Here is a 22,553-nt window from a genome sequence, read left to right on the forward strand (position 1 = left end):
TCGGTGTTTGCTAGTGTTATTTATCGATATATTATTCATATAATTTAACTTTGTTTAGCTAATAATAAAAGATGGAATCAGAGGAGTGAAACGATGGAAAAGATGATAGTATCAGATTGGCATTTTAAACAGTATGGCAAAGAACAGTGGCACCGAGCCTTTGTGCCGGGTTGTGTTCATACTGATTTACTAAAGAATGGTTTGATTGACGATCCATTTTATGAAGATAATGAAAAGGCTTTGCAGTGGATAGATCAAGTCGATTGGTGCTATGAAACGACTTTTGATGTCTCCGATGATAGGTTAGAGAAAATCATGACCTTTACTTTTCATGGTTTGGACACATATGCAGATATTTATGTAAACGGTGTCCTCGTTAAAAAAACGGCCAACATGTTCCGGGTGTATCAGCTTGAACTGAATGAATACGTCACGGTAGGAAAGAATACACTGATGATTATCTTCCAATCACCAATTAAGACAGATTTACCGAAGCTTGAAGCACTTGGGTATCAGTTGCCGGCTGCGAATGATGACAGTGAGATGGGTGGGTTAGGAGATAAAAAACTGAGTGTCTTTGCCCGAAAAGCGCCGTTTCACTATGGTTGGGACTGGGGTCCAAGGTTTGTCACCTCAGGTATATATAAACCAGTCGAACTGACTGTCTATGAGGCATTGGATGTTCGTGATCTCTATCTTCAAATGGATACCGTTGAAAAAGATATAGCAACAGGCCAAGCAGAAGTAACAATGGTAGTTGAAAAAGCCGGCCTTTACACCCTTAGTTTACACGCGGAGTCGTTCCGGTATGAAGAGACTTTTAACTTAACAAAAGGAACTCAAACCGTTCATTTACCTGTTTCAATTAAGCAACCGAAAAGGTGGTATACGCATGACTTAGGTGAACCGTATTTGTACACGTTCACTTTAACTGTGCGCAATGAGAAAAATTTAATCGCGCATAAACAAATGAAAACAGGTCTCAGAAAAGTAAGACTCGTGACAGAAGATGATGCGAATGGTCAAACCTTTTATCTTGAACTTAATGGCGAGCGCTTGTTTATTAAAGGTGCGAACCATATTCCAAATGATAGTTTTGTTAGTGAAGTTACAGATGAGCGCTATCAAAAGGAAATTCAGGCAGCGTTATTTACTGGTATGAATATGTTACGTGTATGGGGCGGGGTATTTACGAAAGGGATATCTTTTATGAGTTATGTGATGAAAAAGGTATTCTTGTCTGGCAAGACTTTATGTTTGCTTGTAGTATGTATCCAGGTGATGACGCGTTTCTAGCGAACGTGAAACAAGAAGCGATTGATCAAGTCACCCGTCTCAGACATCACCCGTCCATTGCACTGTGGTGCGGGAATAATGAGATGGATGCGGCGTGGGCGCATTACGAAGAAGAGGGTGGCTGGGGTTGGAAAAAACCGTTTAGTCATGAGTTAAGAGAAAAGATATGGGCAGATTATCAAATAATCTTCCATGATGTATTGAAAAACGTCGTTGCTGAACGAACAGATGTTGATTATTGGTCGAGTTCCCCGCTCGCTTATGAAGTAAATGATGCTTCACGCCACGCGCTCGGAGTTAAAGAAGCGGGAGATGTGCATTACTGGGACGTGTGGCATGGGAAACAGCCGTTTCATGCATATGGTGAAAATGTTGGGCGCTTTATGAGCGAATATGGTTTTCAGTCTTTCCCTGAAAAACGTACCGTAGATACGTTTATGACCGAAAAAGATTACCGGATTGATTCGATTCCGATGTTGCATCACCAAAAGAACGGAGACGGCAATCATTTGATTGAGACGTATATGAAAGAAGTTTTACCAGAACCAAAAGATTTTGAAAGCTTCTTATATATGAGTCAAGTGCTCCAACAAGAAGCGATGAAACAAGCGATTGAAGCGCACCGAAAGGCGATGCCTTACTGTATGGGTACGCTCTACTGGCAACTCAATGACTGTTGGCCTGTAGCTTCATGGTCAAGTATGGATTACTATGGCCGCTATAAAGCTAGCCATTATCAAGTAAAAGAAAGTTTTAAACCACAATTGTTGGTGGCAGGTGAAACGGAAGATGATGTGATCGTTCATGGTGTGAATGACCAACAAGCATTAAAGGGTGAGCTTGTCGTCTCGCTTCAGTCGCTCGCAGGTGAAATGCTTTTGGAAGATGTGACAACCGTCACGTTACATCAACAGACAAGCACAGCGCTTACCGTATACAAAAAGGCAACCTTACTTAAAGGTATGACGCTATCTGACGTTGTCTTCCTTGTTGAGTTTAAGTCAAACGAAATAAAAGAAGTCATCAGCAATCGCTACTATTTCGTCAGTGCCAAAGACTTAGCTATAACACTTGCGCCAATCGAGGTGGAACAAGTTTCACCTTATGTTTACCGGGTAACATCAGAGGTATTTCAAAAAGCCGTTTGTTTAGAAGCTTCTGTCGAAGGACATTTTTCTGAGAACTTTTTTGACTTATTACCTGGTGAAGAAAAAGACGTTGTCTTTTATCCAGGTGGTTTACATCAAGGAGTGGATGTATGGGCTAAGGGTATGTGTTCATTTGTAAAATAATATAAAACGATACGAAAAAAGTGATGATTATGCCTATATGGTTGCTCATCACTTTTTTGTATTCTTGTTGAAATCAATTGTTTCAATATGGACTGAATATCTACATTTGATGCTTCGGTTAAGTCTTTTCCTACTTGAAATGCCATGGCGCCATGTTAAGGCATGTGGTTGATAATGTGTGAATAAATTATGCTACACTAATAGAAGTGAAAAATGAAACAGATATAAAGGAGCGAGCGAGATGATTGGATTAAAAGTGTTTGATGAGACTGATTATCAGGCGTTTATTGATTGGCAACAAGAGGCAACAGAGAAGGATTTGTTTAGTTTTATGGGACGTACATTTACACTCCCGGTCACAAAAGCACAGCTAGCGGTGTATGTTGAAAAGGCAAAACAACAAGCGTTACCGGTCGAGTTATATACAGTAATTGAAGAACAAACCGGAGAAAAGATTGGTCATATTCAAGTGGCGGAGATTGATGAGGTGAATCAATCAGCCTTTTTAAATCGTATCTTTATCCGTAAATCCAGTCGTGGTAAAGGGTACGGACGTCTTCTTATGGAAGAGATGAAACGTTACGTTTTTCAAGAACGGGGTTTTCACCGGTTATCGCTTTATGTGCTTAGTAATAATCAAGGCGCATACAAGATGTATCAAAAGGCAGGGTTTGTAGAAGAGGGTGTTATGCGAGAGTCTAGGATTTTCAATGGTGAGTTTTTAGATTTGCATTTAATGAGTCTGTTGTCAACTGATCACTAGACTAAGTTGAACTTAAAATACCCATGGACATTTGAGAGAAAGGATGACGTCATAGCGACTCATGCTCGATAAAAAACACCGTTAAATCAAAGATGTTTCATTTTGATTAACGGTGTTTTTATGGAAGTTTCGGTGTGTTAAAGAGTAGTTACACGTCTATTAAAGTAGAAGTAATGGTGAGTCATCGGTCCTTACTGCCAAGTTGACTTTTAAAGAATGCTAATAAGTCTTTAGCAGTTGTGGCTGTATAATCTGGTCGTATCTCTCCTTCAGGTTCGCGGAGACGATGATTGAACCAAACGACCGAAAGTCCAGCGCCCTTAGCCCCTAACACATCATTTACATAAGCATCCCCAACATAAAAAGTGGTGTCTTTATTCAGGTTCAGTGTATTGACGATATGGTCAAATACCCGTTTATCTGGTTTTTGAAATGGCAGTGCGCCTGAAATGAATTGGTGAGTCGGCTTCACCCACTGATTCATGCCGAGTTGGTTGATTTTCATCTGTTGGTGATTGGCATTCCCATTTGTAAGAATAGCCAATGTTACGTCTTTCGCTGCTAAATAATCAAGTAACGCTCTTACTTCGGGTATGAGCGTGATTTTATTTTGGTAGGCGATGTAAGTATCTTGAAACAAAAGGGCCTCTTGTTTTGAAATCTCATAGCCTAAGTCTCTCATTGACGCAGTGATGCGGTAAACTTGCAAGTCTTCTGTCGTGATTTCTCCTCTTTGTTCTTCTTCAAATACATCATCGCTATATTTTCGGCTTAATAGATACAACGATTCAATATCTGCTTCTTTAAGTGGGTAAGTGAAGCTATCAAGTAATGCTTGTTTAAAAGGGAAGTGTTGATCATATAACGTGTCGTCAACATCGAAAATGACGGTCGTTACCTGTTGTGTCATCGTGGTCGCCTCTTTCTTCTCTGTGTCGGTTATTTGCATTTTATCTTTATCTATTCTAACATAAAAAGGGTACGTGAAAAAGTTTCATAGCTTTCAATTGTGCTAATTTTGAGAATATTCACTTGAATGAGAGAGGGATTTTTGATATAATGGGTCGAGTAGACTCGCATAAAAACTGAGCTTCGTTTTATGTCACGTGGAGAAATAAGGGGGACCTTATTTTAAATAAAGAAAGATGGTAAAAAAACTAAAAGAATAGGTGTGGTTAAATTTATGAATCCAGTTTATAACTTTTCAGCAGGACCATCGACATTACCGAAAAGTGTACTAAAAAAAGCAGAGGCAGAGTTATCCAATTATAAAGGCTCTGGCATGTCAGTAATGGAAATGAGTCACCGTTCCAAATTATTTATGGATATTATCCAAGATGCAGAAAAAACATTACGTGAGTTAATGAATATTCCTGATAATTATACTGTCTTGTTCCTTCAAGGGGGAGCGTCAACGCAATTTGCGATGGTGCCAATGAACTTGATGATTAAAAACAAGAAAGCCGACTATGTTATTACCGGTACATGGTCACAAAAAGCCTATGAAGAAGCGAAGAAATATGGTACACCGCGTGTGATTGCTAATTCACACGGCGCGGACCTTTCTCATATTCCGAAAGTCACTCGTGACATGATTGATCCTGAAGCGGATTATGTTCATATTACAACGAATAATACAATCGAAGGTACGTGTTTCTATGAATTACCTGATACAGGTGATATTCCGATTGTTGCCGATATGTCATCAAATATTCTATCAGAATTGATTGATGTGACAGATTACGGTTTAATTTACGCTGGTGCGCAGAAAAATATTGGTCCAGCGGGTATGACTGTTGTTATTGCACGCAACGACCTGATTGGTCGTGCGCCTGAGAATGTGCCAACGATGTTAGATTATGCCGTACATCAAAAAGCAAACTCTGTCTATAATACACCACCAACATTCCCAATCTACATGGCGAAACTTGTCTTTGATTGGATCAAAGATGATATCGGTGGATTAGCTAAGATGGCTGAGTTAAATGAGAAAAAGGCAAATCTTCTATATGAAACGATTGATAACTCTGTGTTATTTGAAGCAACAATTAAAGATCGCGACCGCTCTTGGATGAACGTCCCGTTTATCTCTAAAACAGGTGATGCAGAACTTGAAGCGAAATTCATTAAAGAAGCTGGAGAGCGCGGACTTGTGACATTAAAAGGTCACCGTTCTGTTGGCGGCATGCGGGCAAGTATCTATAACGCCATGCCAATGGAAGGTGTACAAGCACTTGTTGATTTTATTAAAGATTTTGATCAAAACAATCAATAACAGGTAGTCATATAAAGAAAGGGAAAAGATGATCAGCTCAGGTCGAGTTGATCATCTTTTTCTATTGCTTTTTTTGTATCTGTAGGTGAACAGCTATCTATTGGATAAAGTTGAAGGTTATTTCATAAACTTGTACGTTTAAACATTGACAAAAATGAAAACGCTTTATAAAATGTAAGTACAAGTTTATGAGAGGGAGTGGCGTGATGAGTAAAAAAGGATGGTTAGGTATTGTGGTGGCATTGGTTGTCATCACAACTGTTATCATATACCAAAGTGTCAACCAAGATGAAGGTACAGAAGAAGTAAATAGTGGTGTGGATGAAGAAGGTATAAGTGACGCGCCGCTATTTACATCGACATTAACAGAACCGACATATCAAGATGTGTCCGTACATGATCCGTCGATTATTAAAGTAGACGATCAGTATTACGTTTTTGGTACCCATATTGAAGCGGCCAAGTCACAGGACTTATTAAGTTGGGAACGGTTCACAAATGGGTATACGACACCTGACAATGTCTTATATGGTGATTTATCTGAGAACTTAAAAGAATCATTCCGATGGGCTGGTGAAGATGATGCAGATTCTTCTGGTGGTTTTGCGGTGTGGGCACCAGATATCTTTTGGAATGAACATTATCTGAATGAAGATGGTACAAAGGGGGCCTATATGATGCATTACAGTGCCTCTTCAACATATATTCGATCGGCGATTGGTTTTGCGGTATCAAAAGATATTGAAGGGCCTTATGAGTATGTTGATACGCTTGTCTATTCAGGATTCACGGCAACTGAAAGTATGATGATAAGAGTGAGGTAAATAAACAATGGGAAAACACGCATATCGATGAGTTGATTGAAGAAGGAAAAGTAAGTGAAGTGAATGATGCGTGGTTTAACGCGGATGGTAGTTTCAACAACCGTCATTACCCAAATGCGATTGATGCGAACCTTTTTTATGATACCGAAGGTAAGCTCTACATGGTCTACGGGTCTTGGTCAGGGGGCATTTATTTACTTGAATTAGATAAGGAAACAGGTGAAGTGATTTATCCGAAAGAAGATAGTCTAACAGAAGATGGTCGAATGATTGATCGATATTTTGGGACGAAAATTTCTGGGGGGCATTTTGAGTCAGGTGAAGGCCCTTATGTTGAGTATAATGAAGCAACAGGTTACTATTACCTACATGTCACTTATGGTTGGTTGGGGGCAGATGGTGGTTACCATATGCGTCAATTCAGATCAGAAAATCCGACGGGTCCTTATGTTGATGCGGCAGGACAACCGGCAGTGTTACCGCCGAATCAATCAAATACACAGTTTGGAAATAGATTAATGGGGAACTTTTTATTTTTACGCGATGATCACGAACCAGGCTTTGGACCAGGACAAGGCTATATGTCGCCGGGACATAATTCGGTGTACACGGACCAGATACGAATCAACAATTCCTCGTTTTCCATACGCGTTTCCCGAATCAGGGAGAAAGCTTCCAAGTGCGCGTTCATCAGATGTTTATGAACAAAGACGGTTGGGGCGTCGTCGCACCAAAACGTTATGCGGGTGAAACGTTGACGGATGACTTAACGACAAGTGATATTACGGGCACTTATAAATTTATTAATCATGGCAAAGATGGTTCAAGCGATGTGAAAGAGAGTGTTAAAATTACCCTCAATGACGATGGGACAATAAGTGGGGCGACTGAAGGTACATGGAAACAAGAGGGGTATTATGCTACTCTTACCATTAATGATATCACCTATGAAGGTGTATTTGTTGAAGTGTGGGATGAGTTGAATAAACAAGGGGTGTTAAGCTTCACCGCTCTCTCAGACCAAGGTGTCTCTGTGTGGGGCGTCCAAACCATTGAAGAAACGCGAACGGAAGCAGAAATAGTCGATGATGTTCTTAGTGGTTTAGCTATTCCAAGAGAGGTGACAGCCGATCTTGACTTAAAAACGAGTGAGGCTGGTGAGACAACCATTACGTACGTTTCCAGTAATGAAGCTGTTTTAACTTCAGACGGTAAAGTGACGCCTCAAGCTGGAGAAGATGTGGACGTCGACCTTACTGTAACAGTAACAAAAGGGGATACAACCAAGGAGGAAGTGTTTCAACTGACCGTTGTTGGTCAAAGAGAGGCTGCTCTTATTAGTCACTATGCTTTTGACGGTAATCTCTCAGATGAAACAGGGCAACATCCCGAGTTAACACCAACGGGGGAAAAGATTGATACCGAAGGGCAAGGGGTAACATTTGAAGCTGGTGTGGATGGTGAAGCTGTGTTGCTTGACGGAAGTAGTGGATTAAGATTCGCAGAAGGTCTACTTGATACATCAAGCTACACCGTCAGTCTTTTCGTTAAGCCGATGACGTTCACCCAACATACAACAGTGTTCTTCGGTGCGAAAAGTCCAGATGAATGGCTTAGTGTCGTTCCATATGGGCATACAGAACAGACAATGGTTTGGTCAGGTAGTACGTCGTGGTTTGATGGTTCAGCAAGTGAGCGAATCGAAGAAAACGCGTGGAGTCATTTGGTTGTTGTTGTAGATAATGGTCGTTTACAGTTTTACATCAATGATGAACAAGTTTTTAGTGGCGAAGGCTTACCGCACTACTTTGATGCCTCGAGCTATTTTGCGCTTGGTGTTAACCACTGGGATACGCCATTTAACGGTTTAATTGATGAGGTAAAAATATTTGCTGGAGCATTATCTGAAGCAGAGGTTCAAGCGCTGTCTGAATGAGAGACTACATTAAATGAAATAGACAAACCCAGCGATAAAATATCGCTGGGTTTGTCTATGATTAAAAGCTATTTAAGGTTCAAAACGTTTAGTAGATGAACGGTACTTAATCGCATAAGGAACAATCACCCGTTTAGCTGGCTCATCTTTTGTTTGTAGTTGTTCAATTAAACATTTGGCGCCTTGGATGCCCAGTTTATAAATTTGAATATCAACGGTGGTGAGGGGTGGTCTAGTAATTTCTGATAAATACAAGTTGTTGAAACTTGTGATGGAAACGTCATCAGGACAATCGAGTCCAAACTCTTCTAACATATTAATCACACCAAGACTCATCATATCATCCGTAATCACCATGGCTGTTGGTGGTTTTTTTAACTTTAACAACTTCTCAACGGCTTTTTTACCGCTAGATCGGTTGAATTCATCATTAATAACGTAGTCTTCTCTCACCTTGATACCTGATTCAATTAACGCTTGTTTATAGCCCTCAAATCGGTCGGACGTCACGACAAGATCTGTCGTCCCCCCCGATAAAGGCAATATCGTGATGGCCAAAATCAATTAAGTGTTTCGTTAATTCTTTACTTGCGCTCACGTTATCGTTATCGACATAAGTAATACTGGCTTCATTTTCGTAAGGTTTACCAACAACAACAAAAGGGAACTTTTCTTCTACTAAGAAGTCCATAATCGCATCGTTCATCCGTGAATAAAGCAAAATAATGCCGTCAACACGGTGGCCGTAGACCATACGTTTCACTTCTTCATACAGCTGTTGGTCATTTCCCCCTGTTGAAACGTATAAAGAATACTCCGTGTCATGGGCAACGGTACCAACCCCACGTAAAACTTCAGGGAAGAACGGGTTTTGAAGAGCTGTTTCTGCCGATGAAGGCATAATAACGCCGATGGCCTTTGATGAACGGACCGCTAGGTTTCGTGCGTTAACGTTCGGATGATAGCCTAATTCTTTCATGGCTTTTCTCACGCGTTTTTTTGTCTCAGTACTGATGCGCGGGCTATCTGCGATCACGCGTGAGACCGTAGACGGCGCCACCCCTGCCTTTTTGGCAACATCTTTAATGGTTACCGCCATAGGTTTGTGCCTCCTTAAAAAATTCATGTTATAAATGGTTACGGATGTATCCGTTTCCTTTTTTATGGAAAATAAATTTCACAGAAAACATCTGTGAAATCACGCATGCAAACGGTTGATGAAAAAAGTGAAAGCGCGTACTTTAATTATATATGATTTTACTTGAGATTTAAATAGCTTATTTAATTTAATTGATTTTCTTTAAAGGCTTGACCATATGAATGTAAGCGTTTATATTTAGAAGCGTATATAGAGTTAATAAACAACAAAAAACAAGGGTAAGTAAACATAAAAATGCAACCGCTTGCTCAAATGTAAAAAAGGAGAGAAAGAGTAGAATGGAAAAAGCAATGATTTTTCACCGAGCAATAAATGAATACGCTTACGGATATGACGATCAAACGATTCATCTTGTCCTTCAAACAAAGCACAAGGATGCCGAGAAAGTTGAACTTATTTACGGCGATCCGTATGACTTTGAAGATAAAAAATGGAATTATACGGTAGTGCCAGTTGAACGAACAGGTGAAACAACAACGGTGGATTACTACAAAGCAAAAGTCGAACCACCGAACAACCGGATGCGTTACGGCTTCAAAATTACCGCTTATGACGGTGAAGAGGTGTTTTATCTTGAACGTGGGATTTTCACAGAACCGTCGAAAGAAATTGGCGATTATTTCTGTTTTCCATATTTTCATCCAAGTGATGAATATCATGCACCGGATTGGGTAAAAGATACCGTCTGGTATCAAATCTTCCCTGAACGCTTTAGAAATGGTGATCCGAGTATTTCGCCAAGTGATGCCGCTGGTTGGGAAGAAGGTGTCGTCACACCAAAGAGTTTTTATGGCGGGGACTTACAAGGTGTTATCGATGGACTCGATTATTTAGAAGATTTAGGAATCACAGGTATTTACTTTACCCCAATCTTTAAATCACCGAGTAACCATAAGTATGATACGGTTGATTATTATGAGATTGATCCACACTTTGGTGATAAAAAGACATTTAAACGTCTAGTCGAAGCATGCCACAGTCGTGGCATTCGGGTCATGTTAGATGCGGTATTTAATCATAGTGGTTATGAATTTGAGCCATTTCAGGATGTATTAAAAAATGGGCAACAATCACGCTTTAAAGATTGGTTCCATATTCATGATTTTCCGATTCAAACAGAACCGAAGCCTAATTATGAAGCCTTTGGTTTCGTTAGTCGTATGCCAAAGTTACATACACAAAATAAAGATGTTCAAGATTATTTACTCGGTGTGAGTAAATATTGGATTGAAGCATTTGGTATTGATGGTTGGCGTTTAGATGTAGCCAATGAAGTAGATCATCGCTTCTGGCGTAAATTTAGAGAAGCTGTGAAGAGCGTCAAAGAAGATATCTATATTGTCGGTGAAGCATGGCATGATTCCATGCGGTGGTTACGTGGTGATGAGTTTGATGCCGTCATGAACTATCCACTTGTGGATAGTTTGGTACGTTATATTGAAGAACAATCGATTGACCAACAAACCTTTAAAGACCGTATTGTTCATCTGTTACACATGTATCCACAACACGTGACAGAGCATCTCTTTAATATTCTAGCAAGCCATGATACCGCGCGCTTAATTACTCAAACAGGTGGCTCTGAGGATAAAGCGAAACTGTTGTACTTGTTCCAATTCTCTTACCCAGGCTCACCTTGTATTTATTACGGAGATGAGATCGGTATGGTCGGCGGTGAAGAACCGGAAAGCCGCGGTTGCATGATTTGGGATGAAACAAGACAAGACTTAGATTTACGTACCTTTATTCAAACGCTGATTCATCTAAGAAAAACAGAAGTGGGCTTTTCGAATGAGGCGACGTTTAGTTTTATCGACACAACCGATGAGTGTTTGATCTATCAAAAAGAAACAACCGATGAACGATTAATTTTCATCATCAATCCAACAGCGGAAGCTATCCATGTATCTGATTATGAAGGAGACGTGATACTTACTTCTAATGAGGATGACATCCTTCAAGGTTATGGGTATCGGGTGATTAAACAAGTTAAATAGACCTTTTTAAACGACGGCGCACTGATAAGTGATCCGTCGTCTCTTTTTGTTCTAACAAAAAGAGACAGAAAAAAGCACCAGACATCTGTTGGACGGGTGCTTTTAAGTAAAGAATGTTTATTTAGATAGACTGTGAGCTCTTTTGTTTAATGAATTTTCTGGTTTTTACGTCTTCATTAATAGAAAAGTCATCAGAGATAAGGTTTAAAAGACAGACTTGTTGTCATGTCGTGATAAATCTTAACTATATAGGCGAACAAAACTAATGATGAGTACTAATATTAATAATAAAACAAAACTGCGGATATCAATAATAGGAATACGTTTCATTCATATCACTCCGTTCATTGTGTTAAAAACAGTATAACACATAATTCCGATAAAGTTAATGTGAATTAAAAATATTTTTTGTGTTAGAAACAAAATCTTTCTCCTATTCTCTATGTTTTTTTCAATAGATTGTTTAATCTTTCAGTCGCGATGTTTGATAAACTGAATCTAATAGGATGTTTTGTTGATAAAAGAAGGAAGAAAAGAGGAGAAGTAACGTGAAACAAGCAATGAATCCATATTTACCATCGTGGGAATACATTCCTGATGCGGAACCGTATGTGTTTGGTGACCGTGTGTATATCTACGGTTCACATGATCAGTTTAACGGCCACGTCTATTGTTTGAATGATTATGTTTGTTATTCAGCACCTGTCGATGATTTAGCTGATTGGCGATATGAAGGCGTGATTTATAAAAAAGAACAGGATCCACTGAACCCGGATGGCGCGATGTGTCTATATGCACCTGATGTGACCGTTGGTCCCGATGGGAGATACTATCTCTATTACGTGTTAGACAAAGTGTCAATCGTCTCAGTTGCTGTTGCAAATACGCCTGTAGGTCCGTTTGACTTTTATGGGTATGTTAAAGACCAATCAGATAATCGTTTAGGTGAAAGGGAAGGTGACCAACCCCAATTTGATCCAGGTGTGTTAACAGAAGGTAATAAGACTTATCTGTACACCGGTTTTTGTCCTGTCGGTGATCAATCAAGACTCGGTGCGATGGTCACGGTGCTCAGAGAAGATATGGTGACGATTGAAACCGAACCACAGATTATCTCACCGAGTGAACCCTATAGTGATGGGTCTAGTTTTAAGGGGCATGAATTTTTTGAAGCACCGTCCATGCGGAAAATTGGCAAGACCTATTACTTTATTTATTCATCGATTGTTTTTCACGAACTTTGTTATGCGACAAGCATCTCGCCAACGGAAGGTTTTACATATCAAGGGGTGATTGTCAGTAATAATGATCTCGGGATTGAAACGTATAAGCCGAAAGACACCCCAATGTATTATGGTGGGAATAATCATGGCAGTATGGTTGAAATCAATAATCAGTGGTTTATCTTTTATCACCGTCATACGAACGGATCAAACTTCAGTCGACAAGGTTGCATAGAGCCGATTGACATTAAAGACGGGAAGGTTGATCAAGTCGAAATCACCTCATCTGGACCGAATCTTGCGCCGTTAAAAGGAGAAGGAACATATCCAGCTTATATCGCCTGTCATTTATTTGGTGAAAAAGACACCGTTTATACTGGTGATTTATATTTAGATCCACAACTGCCTCGGATCACACAAGCAGGAAAAGATGGTGATCAATTAGAAGGGTATGTGGAAAACCTTACACATAAGTCAACGTGTGGCTTTAAATATTTTGACTGTCAAGAAGTGAATAGCATTAGTGTTACGACGAGAGGGTATGGCAAAGGCGTGATTGAAGTGAGAACCACGCCAAAGGGGAACGTCCACGGAGAAATTCCAATCGATTTTACGAATGTCTGGACGACGTATCAACAGCCTATCTCTCTACCTGATGGCAAACAAAGTTATATTTCACCTTCAATGGTCAAGGACGCACGGCGCTCAAACAGTTTACGTTGGGGAAAGGATAAGTGTGTGATGCGAATCGTCTCTCAACCTGTGATTCCCTATGATTACCCGGACCCAGATGTTATTCGCGTAAACGATACTTATTATATGGTTACGACCACGATGCACTTCTTTCCGGGTGCGGAAATTTTACGCTCGAAAAATCTACTAGACTGGGAACATCAAACGTACGTCTTTAGCACATTAGATGAGACAAACGCCCAACAGTTAATGGGGGGCGAGGCCATTTATGGTCAAGGTATGTGGGCGGCGTCGTTACGCTATCATGAAGGCTATTTCTATGTCTTATTCAGTGCGAATGATACAAGAAAGACCTACCTTTTTGTGAGTAAAGCAATCAATGGCCCGTGGGAGAAAAGAATCGTCGAAGGTTTCTATCATGATCCGTCCTTGTTATTTGAGGATAATCGGGCTTATATCGCTTATGGAAATAGTACGATTCATTTACTTGAATTAAATGAATCGTTAACGGCTCCTAAATCGGACGGATTGTCACGCGTATTAGTCAGTGAAGAACATCCGATTTTAGGCTATGAAGGGGCGCATTTGCAATATATTAACGGTTTCTATTACTTGTTTTTAATCCATTCGCTTCCTACAACCTGGCGAAGAGTCCAGGCGTGTTTCCGTTCTTCTTCATTGACTGGTCCATTCGAAGGAGGAGACTGTTTTAATCATGACCGTGGTTATTTGAACCAAGGCGTCGCTCAAGGCGGGCTAGTTGATACAGTTGATGGTTCGTGGTATGCGTATCTGTTTCAAGATATGGGAGCGGTTGGACGTTTACCGATATTTGTGCCTGTCACATTTCAAAATGATTGGCCAGTATTCGGTGTAGAGGGAGATATTCCGGCGACGTTTGAAACATCAAATGTAGCGGTTCAACCGCTAGTAACAGATGATGACTTTAAAGAAGTTTGGGCAACGCCGTTTGGTTTTAAGCCGCAATGGCAGTTTAATCATGTGCCGAGATGTGATTATATTAAACATGATCATGATAATGGTGAGATTACGCTCAAATCAACAGGGCCAACAACCTTTTTATCAGCGCCTAATATGTTGACAGTAAGAACGGCTTTTCCTCGATCGATCGGAGAAATAACGGTCATCGGTCATGATTTAGCGATAGGGGATGTTTGTGGTCTTGGTATTCTTCAAGGGGCATACCGTTATGTAGGGTTAGAACGTGAAAGCGATGGTGTCGCTCTTAAGTCTGTGGTGTTTAGAGAGGGAAAAGAAGTGGTAACAGAAAGCGTACCGCTAGCCTCATCAGTGGTCACGTTAAAAGCAGAAGTGGTGACAGAAAATATGGCTGACTATGTACAGTTTTTCTATCGGGATGGCCATACCTTTATCCCCATCGGTTTTAAAGAGCCACTTACCTTTTCGCTGGATCATTTTACCGGCGCTCGATTTGCCTTGTTTTTGTTTAGTCAAGATATGGCGGGCGGTCAGGCAACGTTTAAAGTTTTTAAGTATGTAAAAGGGTGAAGGTCGTCAAATGTCTACCTTGATCATGAAAATAAATGAAGACCCCGTGCGCGAGATATTCATCTCATACACGGGGTTTCTTTATGGGTAGTTAAAAGAATGGGTAAATTAAATGACACCTTGAGCGATCATCGCATCCGCTACTTTTAAGAATCCAGCAATGTTGGCACCGACAACAAGGTTACCAGCTTCACCGTACTTCTCAGCCGCGTCCATGCTGTTTTTGTAGATGTTCACCATGATCTCATGAAGTTTTTCGTCCACTTCTTCAAACTTCCACGCGATACGGGCAGAGTTTTGCGCCATTTCTAAGGCAGATACGGCCACACCACCAGCGTTTACAGCTTTACCAGGTCCAAAGAGAACATTGTTCTTTTGGAAGATGTCAACAGCTTCAAGTGTTGATGGCATGTTGGCGCCTTCTGCGACAGCTTTTACACCATTATCGACAAGTTTTTGTGCACTTGTTTCATCGAGTTCGTTTTGTGTCGCACATGGAAGTGCTACATCACATTTTACGCTCCAGATATTTTCGAATCCTTCGTGGTACTCAGCATTTGGGTGTTCGTTAACATATTCTTTAATACGTTTACGTTCAACTTCTTTTAGACGCTTAACTGTCTCTAAGTTAATACCATCTTTATCATAAACATAACCGTTTGAATCGGAACAAGCGACCACTTTAGCGCCGAGTTCAGTTGCTTTTTGCATCGCATAGATTGATACGTTACCAGAACCAGAAACGACCACCGTTTTTCCGTCGAATGAATCGTTTTGTCCTTTTAACATTTCTTGTGCGAAATAAACTGTACCGAAACCAGTTGCTTCCGTGCGTGCTAAACTACCGCCAAAGCCAACTTGTTTACCAGTTAAAACGCCAGCTTCATAACCGCCACGCATTTTTTTGTATTGACCGAATAAGAAGCCAATCTCACGGGCACCGACACCGATATCGCCGGCAGGAACGTCTGTGTCTGGTCCGATATGTTTAGATAACTCACTCATAAAGCTTTGGCAGAAACGCATAATCTCGTTATCTGACTTACCTTTAGGATCGAAGTCGGCCCCGCCTTTACCACCACCGATTGGTTGACCTGTCAGTGAGTTTTTGAAAATTTGTTCAAACCCTAAGAACTTAATAATACTTGCGTTAACGGATGGGTGGAAGCGCAGTCCGCCTTTGTATGGTCCAATCGCGCTATTGAACTGGACACGGAAACCACGGTTGACATGAACTTTCCCATTGTCATCTGTCCAAGGAACACGGAACTGGATGATGCGCTCTGGTTCAATCATCCGTTCCAGAATAGAATGGTCGATATATTTAGGGTCTTGTTCAAATACAGGAACAAGTGAATCTAAAATTTCTTTTACTGCTTGTTGGAACTCAGATTCTCCTGGGTTACGTTTTTTTACTGTTTCGAATACGTCATTAACATAATTTAATGCGCGATCTTTTGACATACACTAATTCCTCCTATTGATTTTCTGTTTTTTACTTTTCTTTGTTTAATTCTAAAACAAAATTGACTGATAATTTTGAACTTGATACATCTTTCATTCTATCGTTTCTCTATACCCTAAAACAATACGTATCTAACATCAAATTAATCTCAAATTCAGATTAATCATCTCGTTTCCTGCGAATTTTGTATTCAATTGCTACCGTTCCTGTTTATTTTAATTGCTATCAAAGGGAAAAGACGAAACAAGCGCTTGGGTAGTGAAAAAGGGTTTAAGTTCATCGTGGATAAGGAAAAATTAAATAGAAGTAGTTAAAGCATAAGAAAGTTATCAATGTTTGATGCGAAAGAATACATTATCAAAAATGAAAGAAGGTGGTTGTATGAGTCGGCAATGGTTTAGTTTAGATATAGATACGATAGAAAAACAATTAGAGACAAATCGTGACGAAGGATTAGTTCAACGTGAAGTAACGGAAAAGCGTGATTATTACGGTAAGAATAAACTACCTGAACAAGAAAAGACACCGGAGTGGTTGAAATTCATTAAACATTTTCACGATGTGCTGATTTATATCTTACTTGTGGCTGCGGTCGTCACGCTTATTCTGGGACACTATATTGATACGGTTGTGATCATTCTCGTAGCGGTGATCAATGCCTTAATCGGTTATATTCAAGAAGGAAAAGCAGAAAAAGCGCTGGACGGCATTAAAAACATGTTGTCGCTCCATGCGACCGTTGTCCGAGAAGGGAAACGCCATGATTTAGAAGCAGAGGACCTTGTCCCAGGAGACGTCGTCTTAGTGAAAGCAGGTGATAAAGTTCCCGCAGATCTTCGTTTAGTCGAGGCGGATCATTTAAAAGCAGAAGAAGCGTCTCTGACAGGAGAATCAACGTCTGTTACGAAGGAAACAATGGTACTGGATGATGAGACTGTATTAGGGGACCGTGTCAACATGCTTTTTTCTGGGACCTCTATTTCACAGGGGACAGGACGCGGGATAGTTGTTGCGACAGGGGAAGATACTGAGATTGGTAAGATTAATCAATCCATGCAAGACGTCGAGGAAATCAAAACGCCACTACTTAAACAAACCGATGATTTTGGCAAGCTGATTTCGATCGTGATTGTCGTTTTAGCTACCTTGCTGTTTATTTTCGGCTTGACGTTTCATCAATATGACTGGCAAGAATTATTACTATCAGTGATTGGCTTAATGGTCGCGGCTATTCCGGAAGGCTTGCCAGCCATTCTTTCAATCATTCTGGCCTTAGGTGTACAGACAATGGCCGACAATAAAGCAATCATGCGCACGTTACCTTCCGTTGAAACGCTTGGCGCGGTGACGATAATTTGTTCAGATAAGACCGGTACATTAACGAAGAATGAAATGACCGTAACGACGGTAGTAACGGCGAATCAAACGTTTGACGTTACCGGAACAGGATATGAGCCCGTGGGTGAGTTGCGATTGAATGACAAAGAAGTAAATGTGATTGATTACCCAAGGTTATTTCAATTTCTAACAGCCGTCAAAACCGTTAATGAATCGGATGTGATTGAAAAAGATAACCAATGGATTGTTCAAGGCGAACCAACCGAAGGCTGTCTTGTGAGTTTGGCAGACAAAGCAAGTCAACCTATTAAGAAATTATCAATGCAGTCAAAGATTCCGTTTGACTCTTCTTATAAGTATATGGCTGCTCTTGTAGAAGAAGACGGTCAGAAGCGTATCTATTTAAAAGGAGCACCTGACCGTGTGTTTGATATGGCGGGACTAGAAGTAGGGTCAGAGGAACGCAATTACTGGGAAGAACAAATGAAGCGCCGGACCGAAACAGGTGAACGGGTCATTGCGGCGGCAGTAAAAGACGTGAGTGAGACAACAGAAACCATCGACCATGAGGATGTCTCTACAGGTCTGACGCTACTCGGTCTTGCCGGTATCATTGACCCACCACGTGAAGAGGCAATAGAAGCGATTAAAGCATGTAAACAAGCAGGAATAACGGTCAAGATGATTACTGGAGATCATAAAGATACTGCCCTTGCGATTGCCAAACAGATGCAACTGACAGACCGTGATGCAGTTGTAGAAGGTCGTGAACTTGATGACATGTCAGATGACGAGCGGTGTGAGGTTGTTAAACGCGTGGATGTCTTTGCCCGAACGAGCCCGAAAAATAAACTACAACTCGTCGAAGCCCTGCAGACAAACGGTGACATTAGTGCGATGACCGGAGACGGGGTGAACGATGCGCCTGCCTTGAAGCGAGCTGATATTGGGGTCGCCATGGGAATCAAAGGGACGGAGGTTGCCAAAGAAGCATCAGAAATGGTGCTTGTTGATGATAACTTCCGAACGATTGTGAATGCGGTAAAAGAAGGTCGCCGCGTGTATGATAACTTAAAGAAAACGATCCTGTTTATTTTGCCGACCAACGGTGCTGAAGCGTTTCTTGTGATGGCGGCATTACTGTTAGGGCTTACGATGCTACTCTCGGCAGTACAAATTCTGTACGTCAATATGGTGACGGCTGTAACGGTGGCCTTAGCGTTAGCGTTTGAACCAATTGAGCGGGGGACGATGGAAAAACCGCCAAGGAAGTCAACGGAGCGGTTGCTGAGTCCTTACTATATGTTTCGTATTGTTTTTGTATCATTATTAATTGGCGGATCGATTCTATTACTTTATCCGCGCTGGGTTGAACAATATGGACAAGAGAATGTTAGCACGATTACCCTGCATGCGCTTGTTTTTGCGCAACTGTTTCATATGTTTAATGTCCGTAATGAGCGACACTTTAGTTTAAACAAAGATTTCTTTAAAAATAAAGCGGCTTTTATTGTGTCAGCTCTATTAATCATCATTCAACTACTGGTGACTTACGTCCCATTTATGCAGGTAGCGCTTGGATTACAACCCCTCTCACTTGGTGAGTGGTTCTACCCGGTGATGATTGGCTTGGGCGTCTTTATTGTCGTTGAAATTGAGAAGCTTGTGACGCATCGGGTGTTTAAACGGAAGTAGTAAAAGTGAAGACGAAGATGATTTGTAGTATTAGGGGGATATATTTGTATAGGTAATTCTAAAATTATCCAAAGGAGCGTGGTGAAGTGACTTGGTTATATGTCATGCTTGGTGCAGTGTTGCTAGGAACAAGTCTTTGGGGATGGATCGCAAGATATAAATGGACGGAGAAACAGGCGGATAAACTAAAAGACTAAGTTTAAGTTAGACCATCGGTATGACGTAGACGCGGTTAGTAAAGTTTAAATTAATAGAAAAGGCGCTAAACCAGATGGTTTAGCGCCTTTTTATTATAGTGAATCGAGAATCAAACGGAAAAAGTCGTTCTCGTCATCATCATCGAACGCATCAGCCATGTCTTTGAAAATAGAAAAGAAGACATGCCCAAGCGGGGTAACCGTAATCGCTGATAGTTCTTTAAAACTTACCGGGTTTACCGGGGTGTAATTGTTATAATCAAGCTTCACCAAACCGAATGGTTCAAAGGCGGGTAAAACGTCTAAAAAGAAGCTATCCAAAGTCGGACGTAGATGAGAGGTGTAGTCCAAGAGTGGTTTAAACAATGGGTGGTCCGCTTTGATTGCTTCACCAGGTGGAAACGCACTCAGTATATCAGCAAAATTAATCTGGTCTACCTGGAGGCAGCCGAGAAGATGTTCACCATTAGCAACATCTAATAATCGCCAGTCAACACCATGCCAGAAGACTTCCATCACATAAGCCACTTGTGCTTCTATTTCAGCATTCAGATAGTCAGTGACGAAATCGGTCGGAATAAGGAAATTCCCATCAATAATGAAAAAGTCACCGGCCTCCGCAAATACATATAACAGGTGGAAGGGAGGAATATCTCGCTGATTTAAGGTTGGCTTCGTGAAAAGATTTAACCCATTTGTTTCATCAAACTCTTTCCAAAAGGCACGCGTTAAATGCTGGGTGCCATTGGTAACCTTATGACGTTGTTTCTGATCAAGATTCTTAAGAAAAACATTAAACATATCAAAAAATGGCGGTTGGTCAAAATCAATGGTCTTTAACGGGGCCACAAGTAAGTCGTCGACATCAAGCCCGCTTGATGCTTCACGATTAATCGTATGAGTCGTTGTTTGATGATAAACATTCGGATCATTTTCAAACGTCCAGTCAAGAAAATCGGTTGTCGTTTCATATGTATCAAACCGGTGCATAAAAAACGCTTTCTCTTTACACAAGTCTTTGATAGCTATATTTTCTTCTGGTGAGATCCAATTGCGTTTACTGAGTGTATCGGCTAACTTTTTAAACGTCGCTAAATACGGGCCAACATCACTTTTTGAGCTGAATAAGTATTTTCTAATATAGTAGTCGCCTAAAAAGGACAATATCAATGCATCATAATAGTGAGGGGGTTCCATCTGCTCATCTTCGATAAAGTCATAAAAATTCTCTGCGTTAATCATATGCTTATCGATCGTTTTAGTTGTTAACTTTTTCGCTTCTAGGTCCTGTTTAAAGGCACTCAGTATAACGTCTGTAGAAATATTTTCTTCTGTCATGGTTGGTCTCCTTTAATATCATTTTTTTATAACATGTCCGTAGAGCTAATGTTTTTACTTTCATCTATTAATTATAACAAAGGTGGATGTGGTGTCGTAGTCCTTTTTAAATATCGAGTAAACAAATGAATCAAGTGTATATATGTCATTGAGTAAAGGTTTTATCACCTTTTTGTATTTTCAAGTGGGTTTCTTTAGCCATATGACGATGAGATAAGTTATACTAGAAAGATAAGACTGAATAAAAAAGGTAGGATTTAAATATGGAAAAAGATGAATTAACAACGCCTGAACAAGTGGAAATAGAATCAAATAATCAATCGAATACGGTTGTTAGAATTGAACAAGATGGTAAAACATACATATTAATTGGAACAGCCCACGTATCTAAAACAAGTGCAGATGAAGTAAAAGAAGTTATTGAGAGAGAACAACCGGATGCGGTATGTATTGAATTAGATGAACAACGCTATCAATCGATGATGGATAGTGATAAGTGGAAGAAGATGGACATTTTTAAAGTTATAAAAGATAAGAAAGCAACTCTCTTACTGATGAACTTAGCCATCTCATCTTTCCAAAAGCGGATGGCAAAACAATTTAATATTGAAGCGGGTCAAGAGATGATGCAAGGGATTAAGTCAGCTGAAGATGTTGGCGCAGAACTTGTCCTTGCGGACCGTAATATTCAAATTACCTTCTCTCGTATTTGGGGGAATGTTGGTACAAAGGGTAAGCTGATGTTACTTACGCAAGTCATGGCCGGTATTTTTTCTAATGAGTCCATCACAGAAGAAGAACTTGAGAAGATGAAGAGTCAAGATGCGATTGGGGCGATTCTCGATGAATTTACCGAACATTTCCCGCGCCTTAAAACGCCTCTTATTGATGAACGTGATCAATACTTAGCAGAAAAAATTAAACGGGCAAAAGGTGAAAAGATCGTCGCCGTATTAGGTGCTGCTCATGTGCCCGGTATTACCGAAGAGATTAAGAAAGATCACGATTTGAAGCAACTGAATAAAGTTCCTAAAAAATCAAAATGGCCTAAACGAATCGCCTGGGGTATTCCGATTGGTATTGTCTTAATGGTACTCGCGACATTTATTATGAATCCAGAAGCAGGTACCGATCAAGTCATGAGTTGGCTCATTTGGAATGGGCTTTTCTCAGCCATTGGGACAGCGATTGCTTTTGGGCATCCCTTAGCTATTCTAGCCGCGCTTGTAGCCGCACCTATTACATCGCTTAATCCATTAATGGCTGCAGGTTGGGTCAGTGGATTGGTTCAAGCTTACGTAAAAAAACCGAAGGTGAGCGATTTTGAAGCACTGAGTGATGACGTGTATACTGTGAAGGGTTTCTGGCAAAATAAAGTGACACGTATTTTACTTGTGGTTATGTTAGCAAACTTAGGATCAACACTTGGAACAGTCGTCGCAAGTACCGATGTGATTCGTTTATTTATTGAAAATATTTTTTAATATCAAAAGTTGAACTGACGACATAGTCTCAAGAGACCTTTGATGCAT

14 protein-coding genes and 1 pseudogene are annotated in these 22,553 nt (G+C 40.5%); 11 read left to right on the forward strand and 4 right to left on the reverse strand.

Features of this window, described 5'->3' with window-relative positions; all coding sequences use genetic code 11:
* Nucleotides 1-93: 93 nt before the first annotated feature.
* The 3 genes from JCM19043_RS17215 to JCM19043_RS02515 all read left to right on the forward strand — a co-directional run bounded on the left by JCM19043_RS17215 (nt 94) and on the right by JCM19043_RS02515 (nt 3,351).
* On the forward strand, nt 94-1,296 hold the full coding sequence (locus JCM19043_RS17215) for a hypothetical protein (protein ID WP_062319703.1): 1,203 nt from the start codon (nt 94-96) through the stop codon (nt 1,294-1,296).
* A gap of 701 nt (nt 1,297-1,997) precedes the next feature.
* Entirely contained in the window at nt 1,998-2,588 is a 591-nt protein-coding gene (locus JCM19043_RS17220) for a glycoside hydrolase family 2 protein (RefSeq protein WP_231631375.1), read from the forward strand.
* A 241-nt stretch (nt 2,589-2,829) separates the two neighbouring features.
* Complete coding sequence (locus JCM19043_RS02515; protein WP_062319707.1) at nt 2,830-3,351, forward strand: GNAT family N-acetyltransferase; 522 nt, start codon at nt 2,830-2,832, stop codon at nt 3,349-3,351.
* A gap of 181 nt (nt 3,352-3,532) precedes the next feature.
* Here the strand turns inward: JCM19043_RS02515 and JCM19043_RS02520 are convergent, their stop codons facing one another.
* Nucleotides 3,533-4,261, reverse strand: a complete 729-nt coding sequence (locus JCM19043_RS02520; RefSeq protein WP_062319709.1) for an HAD family hydrolase — start codon at nt 4,259-4,261, stop codon at nt 3,533-3,535.
* Nucleotides 4,262-4,534: 273 nt separating this feature from the next.
* Between JCM19043_RS02520 and serC the strand changes: the two genes are divergently transcribed.
* The 4 genes from serC to JCM19043_RS17235 all read left to right on the forward strand — a co-directional run bounded on the left by serC (nt 4,535) and on the right by JCM19043_RS17235 (nt 8,386).
* On the forward strand, nt 4,535-5,626 hold the full coding sequence (gene serC / locus JCM19043_RS02525; RefSeq protein WP_062319711.1) for a 3-phosphoserine/phosphohydroxythreonine transaminase: 1,092 nt from the start codon (nt 4,535-4,537) through the stop codon (nt 5,624-5,626).
* Between the two features lie 206 nt (nt 5,627-5,832).
* Nucleotides 5,833-6,450, forward strand: a complete 618-nt coding sequence (locus JCM19043_RS17225) for a hypothetical protein (protein ID WP_231631366.1) — start codon at nt 5,833-5,835, stop codon at nt 6,448-6,450.
* Between the two features lie 32 nt (nt 6,451-6,482).
* Nucleotides 6,483-7,154, forward strand: a complete 672-nt coding sequence (locus tag JCM19043_RS17230) for a family 43 glycosylhydrolase (protein ID WP_231631367.1) — start codon at nt 6,483-6,485, stop codon at nt 7,152-7,154.
* Nucleotides 7,145-8,386, forward strand: a complete 1,242-nt coding sequence (locus JCM19043_RS17235) for a lipocalin-like domain-containing protein (RefSeq protein WP_231631368.1) — start codon at nt 7,145-7,147, stop codon at nt 8,384-8,386. The genes JCM19043_RS17230 and JCM19043_RS17235 overlap by 10 nt, the downstream gene beginning before the upstream one ends.
* A gap of 72 nt (nt 8,387-8,458) precedes the next feature.
* Here JCM19043_RS17235 and JCM19043_RS02535 read toward each other — a convergent pair.
* Nucleotides 8,459-9,485: pseudogene (locus tag JCM19043_RS02535) on the reverse strand (LacI family DNA-binding transcriptional regulator).
* Nucleotides 9,486-9,823: 338 nt separating this feature from the next.
* Between JCM19043_RS02535 and JCM19043_RS02540 the strand changes: the two are divergent.
* On the forward strand, nt 9,824-11,542 hold the full coding sequence (locus tag JCM19043_RS02540; RefSeq protein WP_062319713.1) for a glycoside hydrolase family 13 protein: 1,719 nt from the start codon (nt 9,824-9,826) through the stop codon (nt 11,540-11,542).
* 548 nt (nt 11,543-12,090) lie between these two features.
* Complete coding sequence (locus JCM19043_RS18540; RefSeq protein WP_369813724.1) at nt 12,091-14,988, forward strand: family 43 glycosylhydrolase; 2,898 nt, start codon at nt 12,091-12,093, stop codon at nt 14,986-14,988.
* 108 nt (nt 14,989-15,096) lie between these two features.
* On the opposite strand, the gene gdhA is transcribed toward JCM19043_RS18540, so the two are convergent.
* On the reverse strand, nt 15,097-16,452 hold the full coding sequence (gene gdhA, locus JCM19043_RS02555) for an NADP-specific glutamate dehydrogenase (protein ID WP_062319717.1): 1,356 nt from the start codon (nt 16,450-16,452) through the stop codon (nt 15,097-15,099).
* A gap of 340 nt (nt 16,453-16,792) precedes the next feature.
* Here gdhA and JCM19043_RS02560 point away from each other — a divergent pair, with 340 nt between their 5' ends.
* Nucleotides 16,793-19,486, forward strand: coding sequence for an HAD-IC family P-type ATPase (locus tag JCM19043_RS02560; protein WP_231631369.1), 2,694 nt, complete (start codon nt 16,793-16,795; stop codon nt 19,484-19,486).
* 290 nt (nt 19,487-19,776) lie between these two features.
* On the opposite strand, the gene JCM19043_RS02565 is transcribed toward JCM19043_RS02560, so the two are convergent.
* Nucleotides 19,777-21,021 carry a hypothetical protein gene (locus tag JCM19043_RS02565; protein WP_062319719.1) on the reverse strand — a complete coding sequence of 415 codons (1,245 nt, stop codon included), beginning with the start codon at nt 21,019-21,021 and terminating at the stop codon, nt 19,777-19,779.
* A gap of 263 nt (nt 21,022-21,284) precedes the next feature.
* On the opposite strand from JCM19043_RS02565, the gene JCM19043_RS02570 reads away from it, so the two are divergent.
* Nucleotides 21,285-22,505 carry a TraB/GumN family protein gene (locus JCM19043_RS02570; RefSeq protein WP_082394386.1) on the forward strand — a complete coding sequence of 407 codons (1,221 nt, stop codon included), beginning with the start codon at nt 21,285-21,287 and terminating at the stop codon, nt 22,503-22,505.
* The last annotated feature ends 48 nt before the right edge of the window (nt 22,506-22,553 follow it).

Source organism: Halolactibacillus sp. JCM 19043, assembly GCF_001310395.1.
Lineage (GTDB): Bacteria > Bacillota > Bacilli > Bacillales > Amphibacillaceae > Halolactibacillus > Halolactibacillus miurensis.

Bases quoted from the DNA above. Each gene is read 5' to 3' on its own strand.
- JCM19043_RS17215 (WP_062319703.1), top strand. From the start codon at position 94: ATGGAAAAGATGATAGTATCAGATTGGCATTTTAAACAGTATGGCAAA.
- JCM19043_RS17220 (WP_231631375.1), top strand. From the start codon at position 1,998: ATGGATTACTATGGCCGCTATAAAGCTAGCCATTATCAAGTAAAAGAA.
- JCM19043_RS02515 (WP_062319707.1), top strand. From the start codon at position 2,830: ATGATTGGATTAAAAGTGTTTGATGAGACTGATTATCAGGCGTTTATT.
- JCM19043_RS02520 (WP_062319709.1), bottom strand. From the start codon at position 4,261: ATGACACAACAGGTAACGACCGTCATTTTCGATGTTGACGACACGTTA.
- serC (WP_062319711.1), top strand. From the start codon at position 4,535: ATGAATCCAGTTTATAACTTTTCAGCAGGACCATCGACATTACCGAAA.
- JCM19043_RS17225 (WP_231631366.1), top strand. From the start codon at position 5,833: ATGAGTAAAAAAGGATGGTTAGGTATTGTGGTGGCATTGGTTGTCATC.
- JCM19043_RS17235 (WP_231631368.1), top strand. From the start codon at position 7,145: ATGTTTATGAACAAAGACGGTTGGGGCGTCGTCGCACCAAAACGTTAT.
- JCM19043_RS02540 (WP_062319713.1), top strand. From the start codon at position 9,824: ATGGAAAAAGCAATGATTTTTCACCGAGCAATAAATGAATACGCTTAC.
- gdhA (WP_062319717.1), bottom strand. From the start codon at position 16,452: ATGTCAAAAGATCGCGCATTAAATTATGTTAATGACGTATTCGAAACA.
- JCM19043_RS02560 (WP_231631369.1), top strand. From the start codon at position 16,793: ATGCGAAAGAATACATTATCAAAAATGAAAGAAGGTGGTTGTATGAGT.
- JCM19043_RS02565 (WP_062319719.1), bottom strand. From the start codon at position 21,021: ATGACAGAAGAAAATATTTCTACAGACGTTATACTGAGTGCCTTTAAA.
- JCM19043_RS02570 (WP_082394386.1), top strand. From the start codon at position 21,285: ATGGAAAAAGATGAATTAACAACGCCTGAACAAGTGGAAATAGAATCA.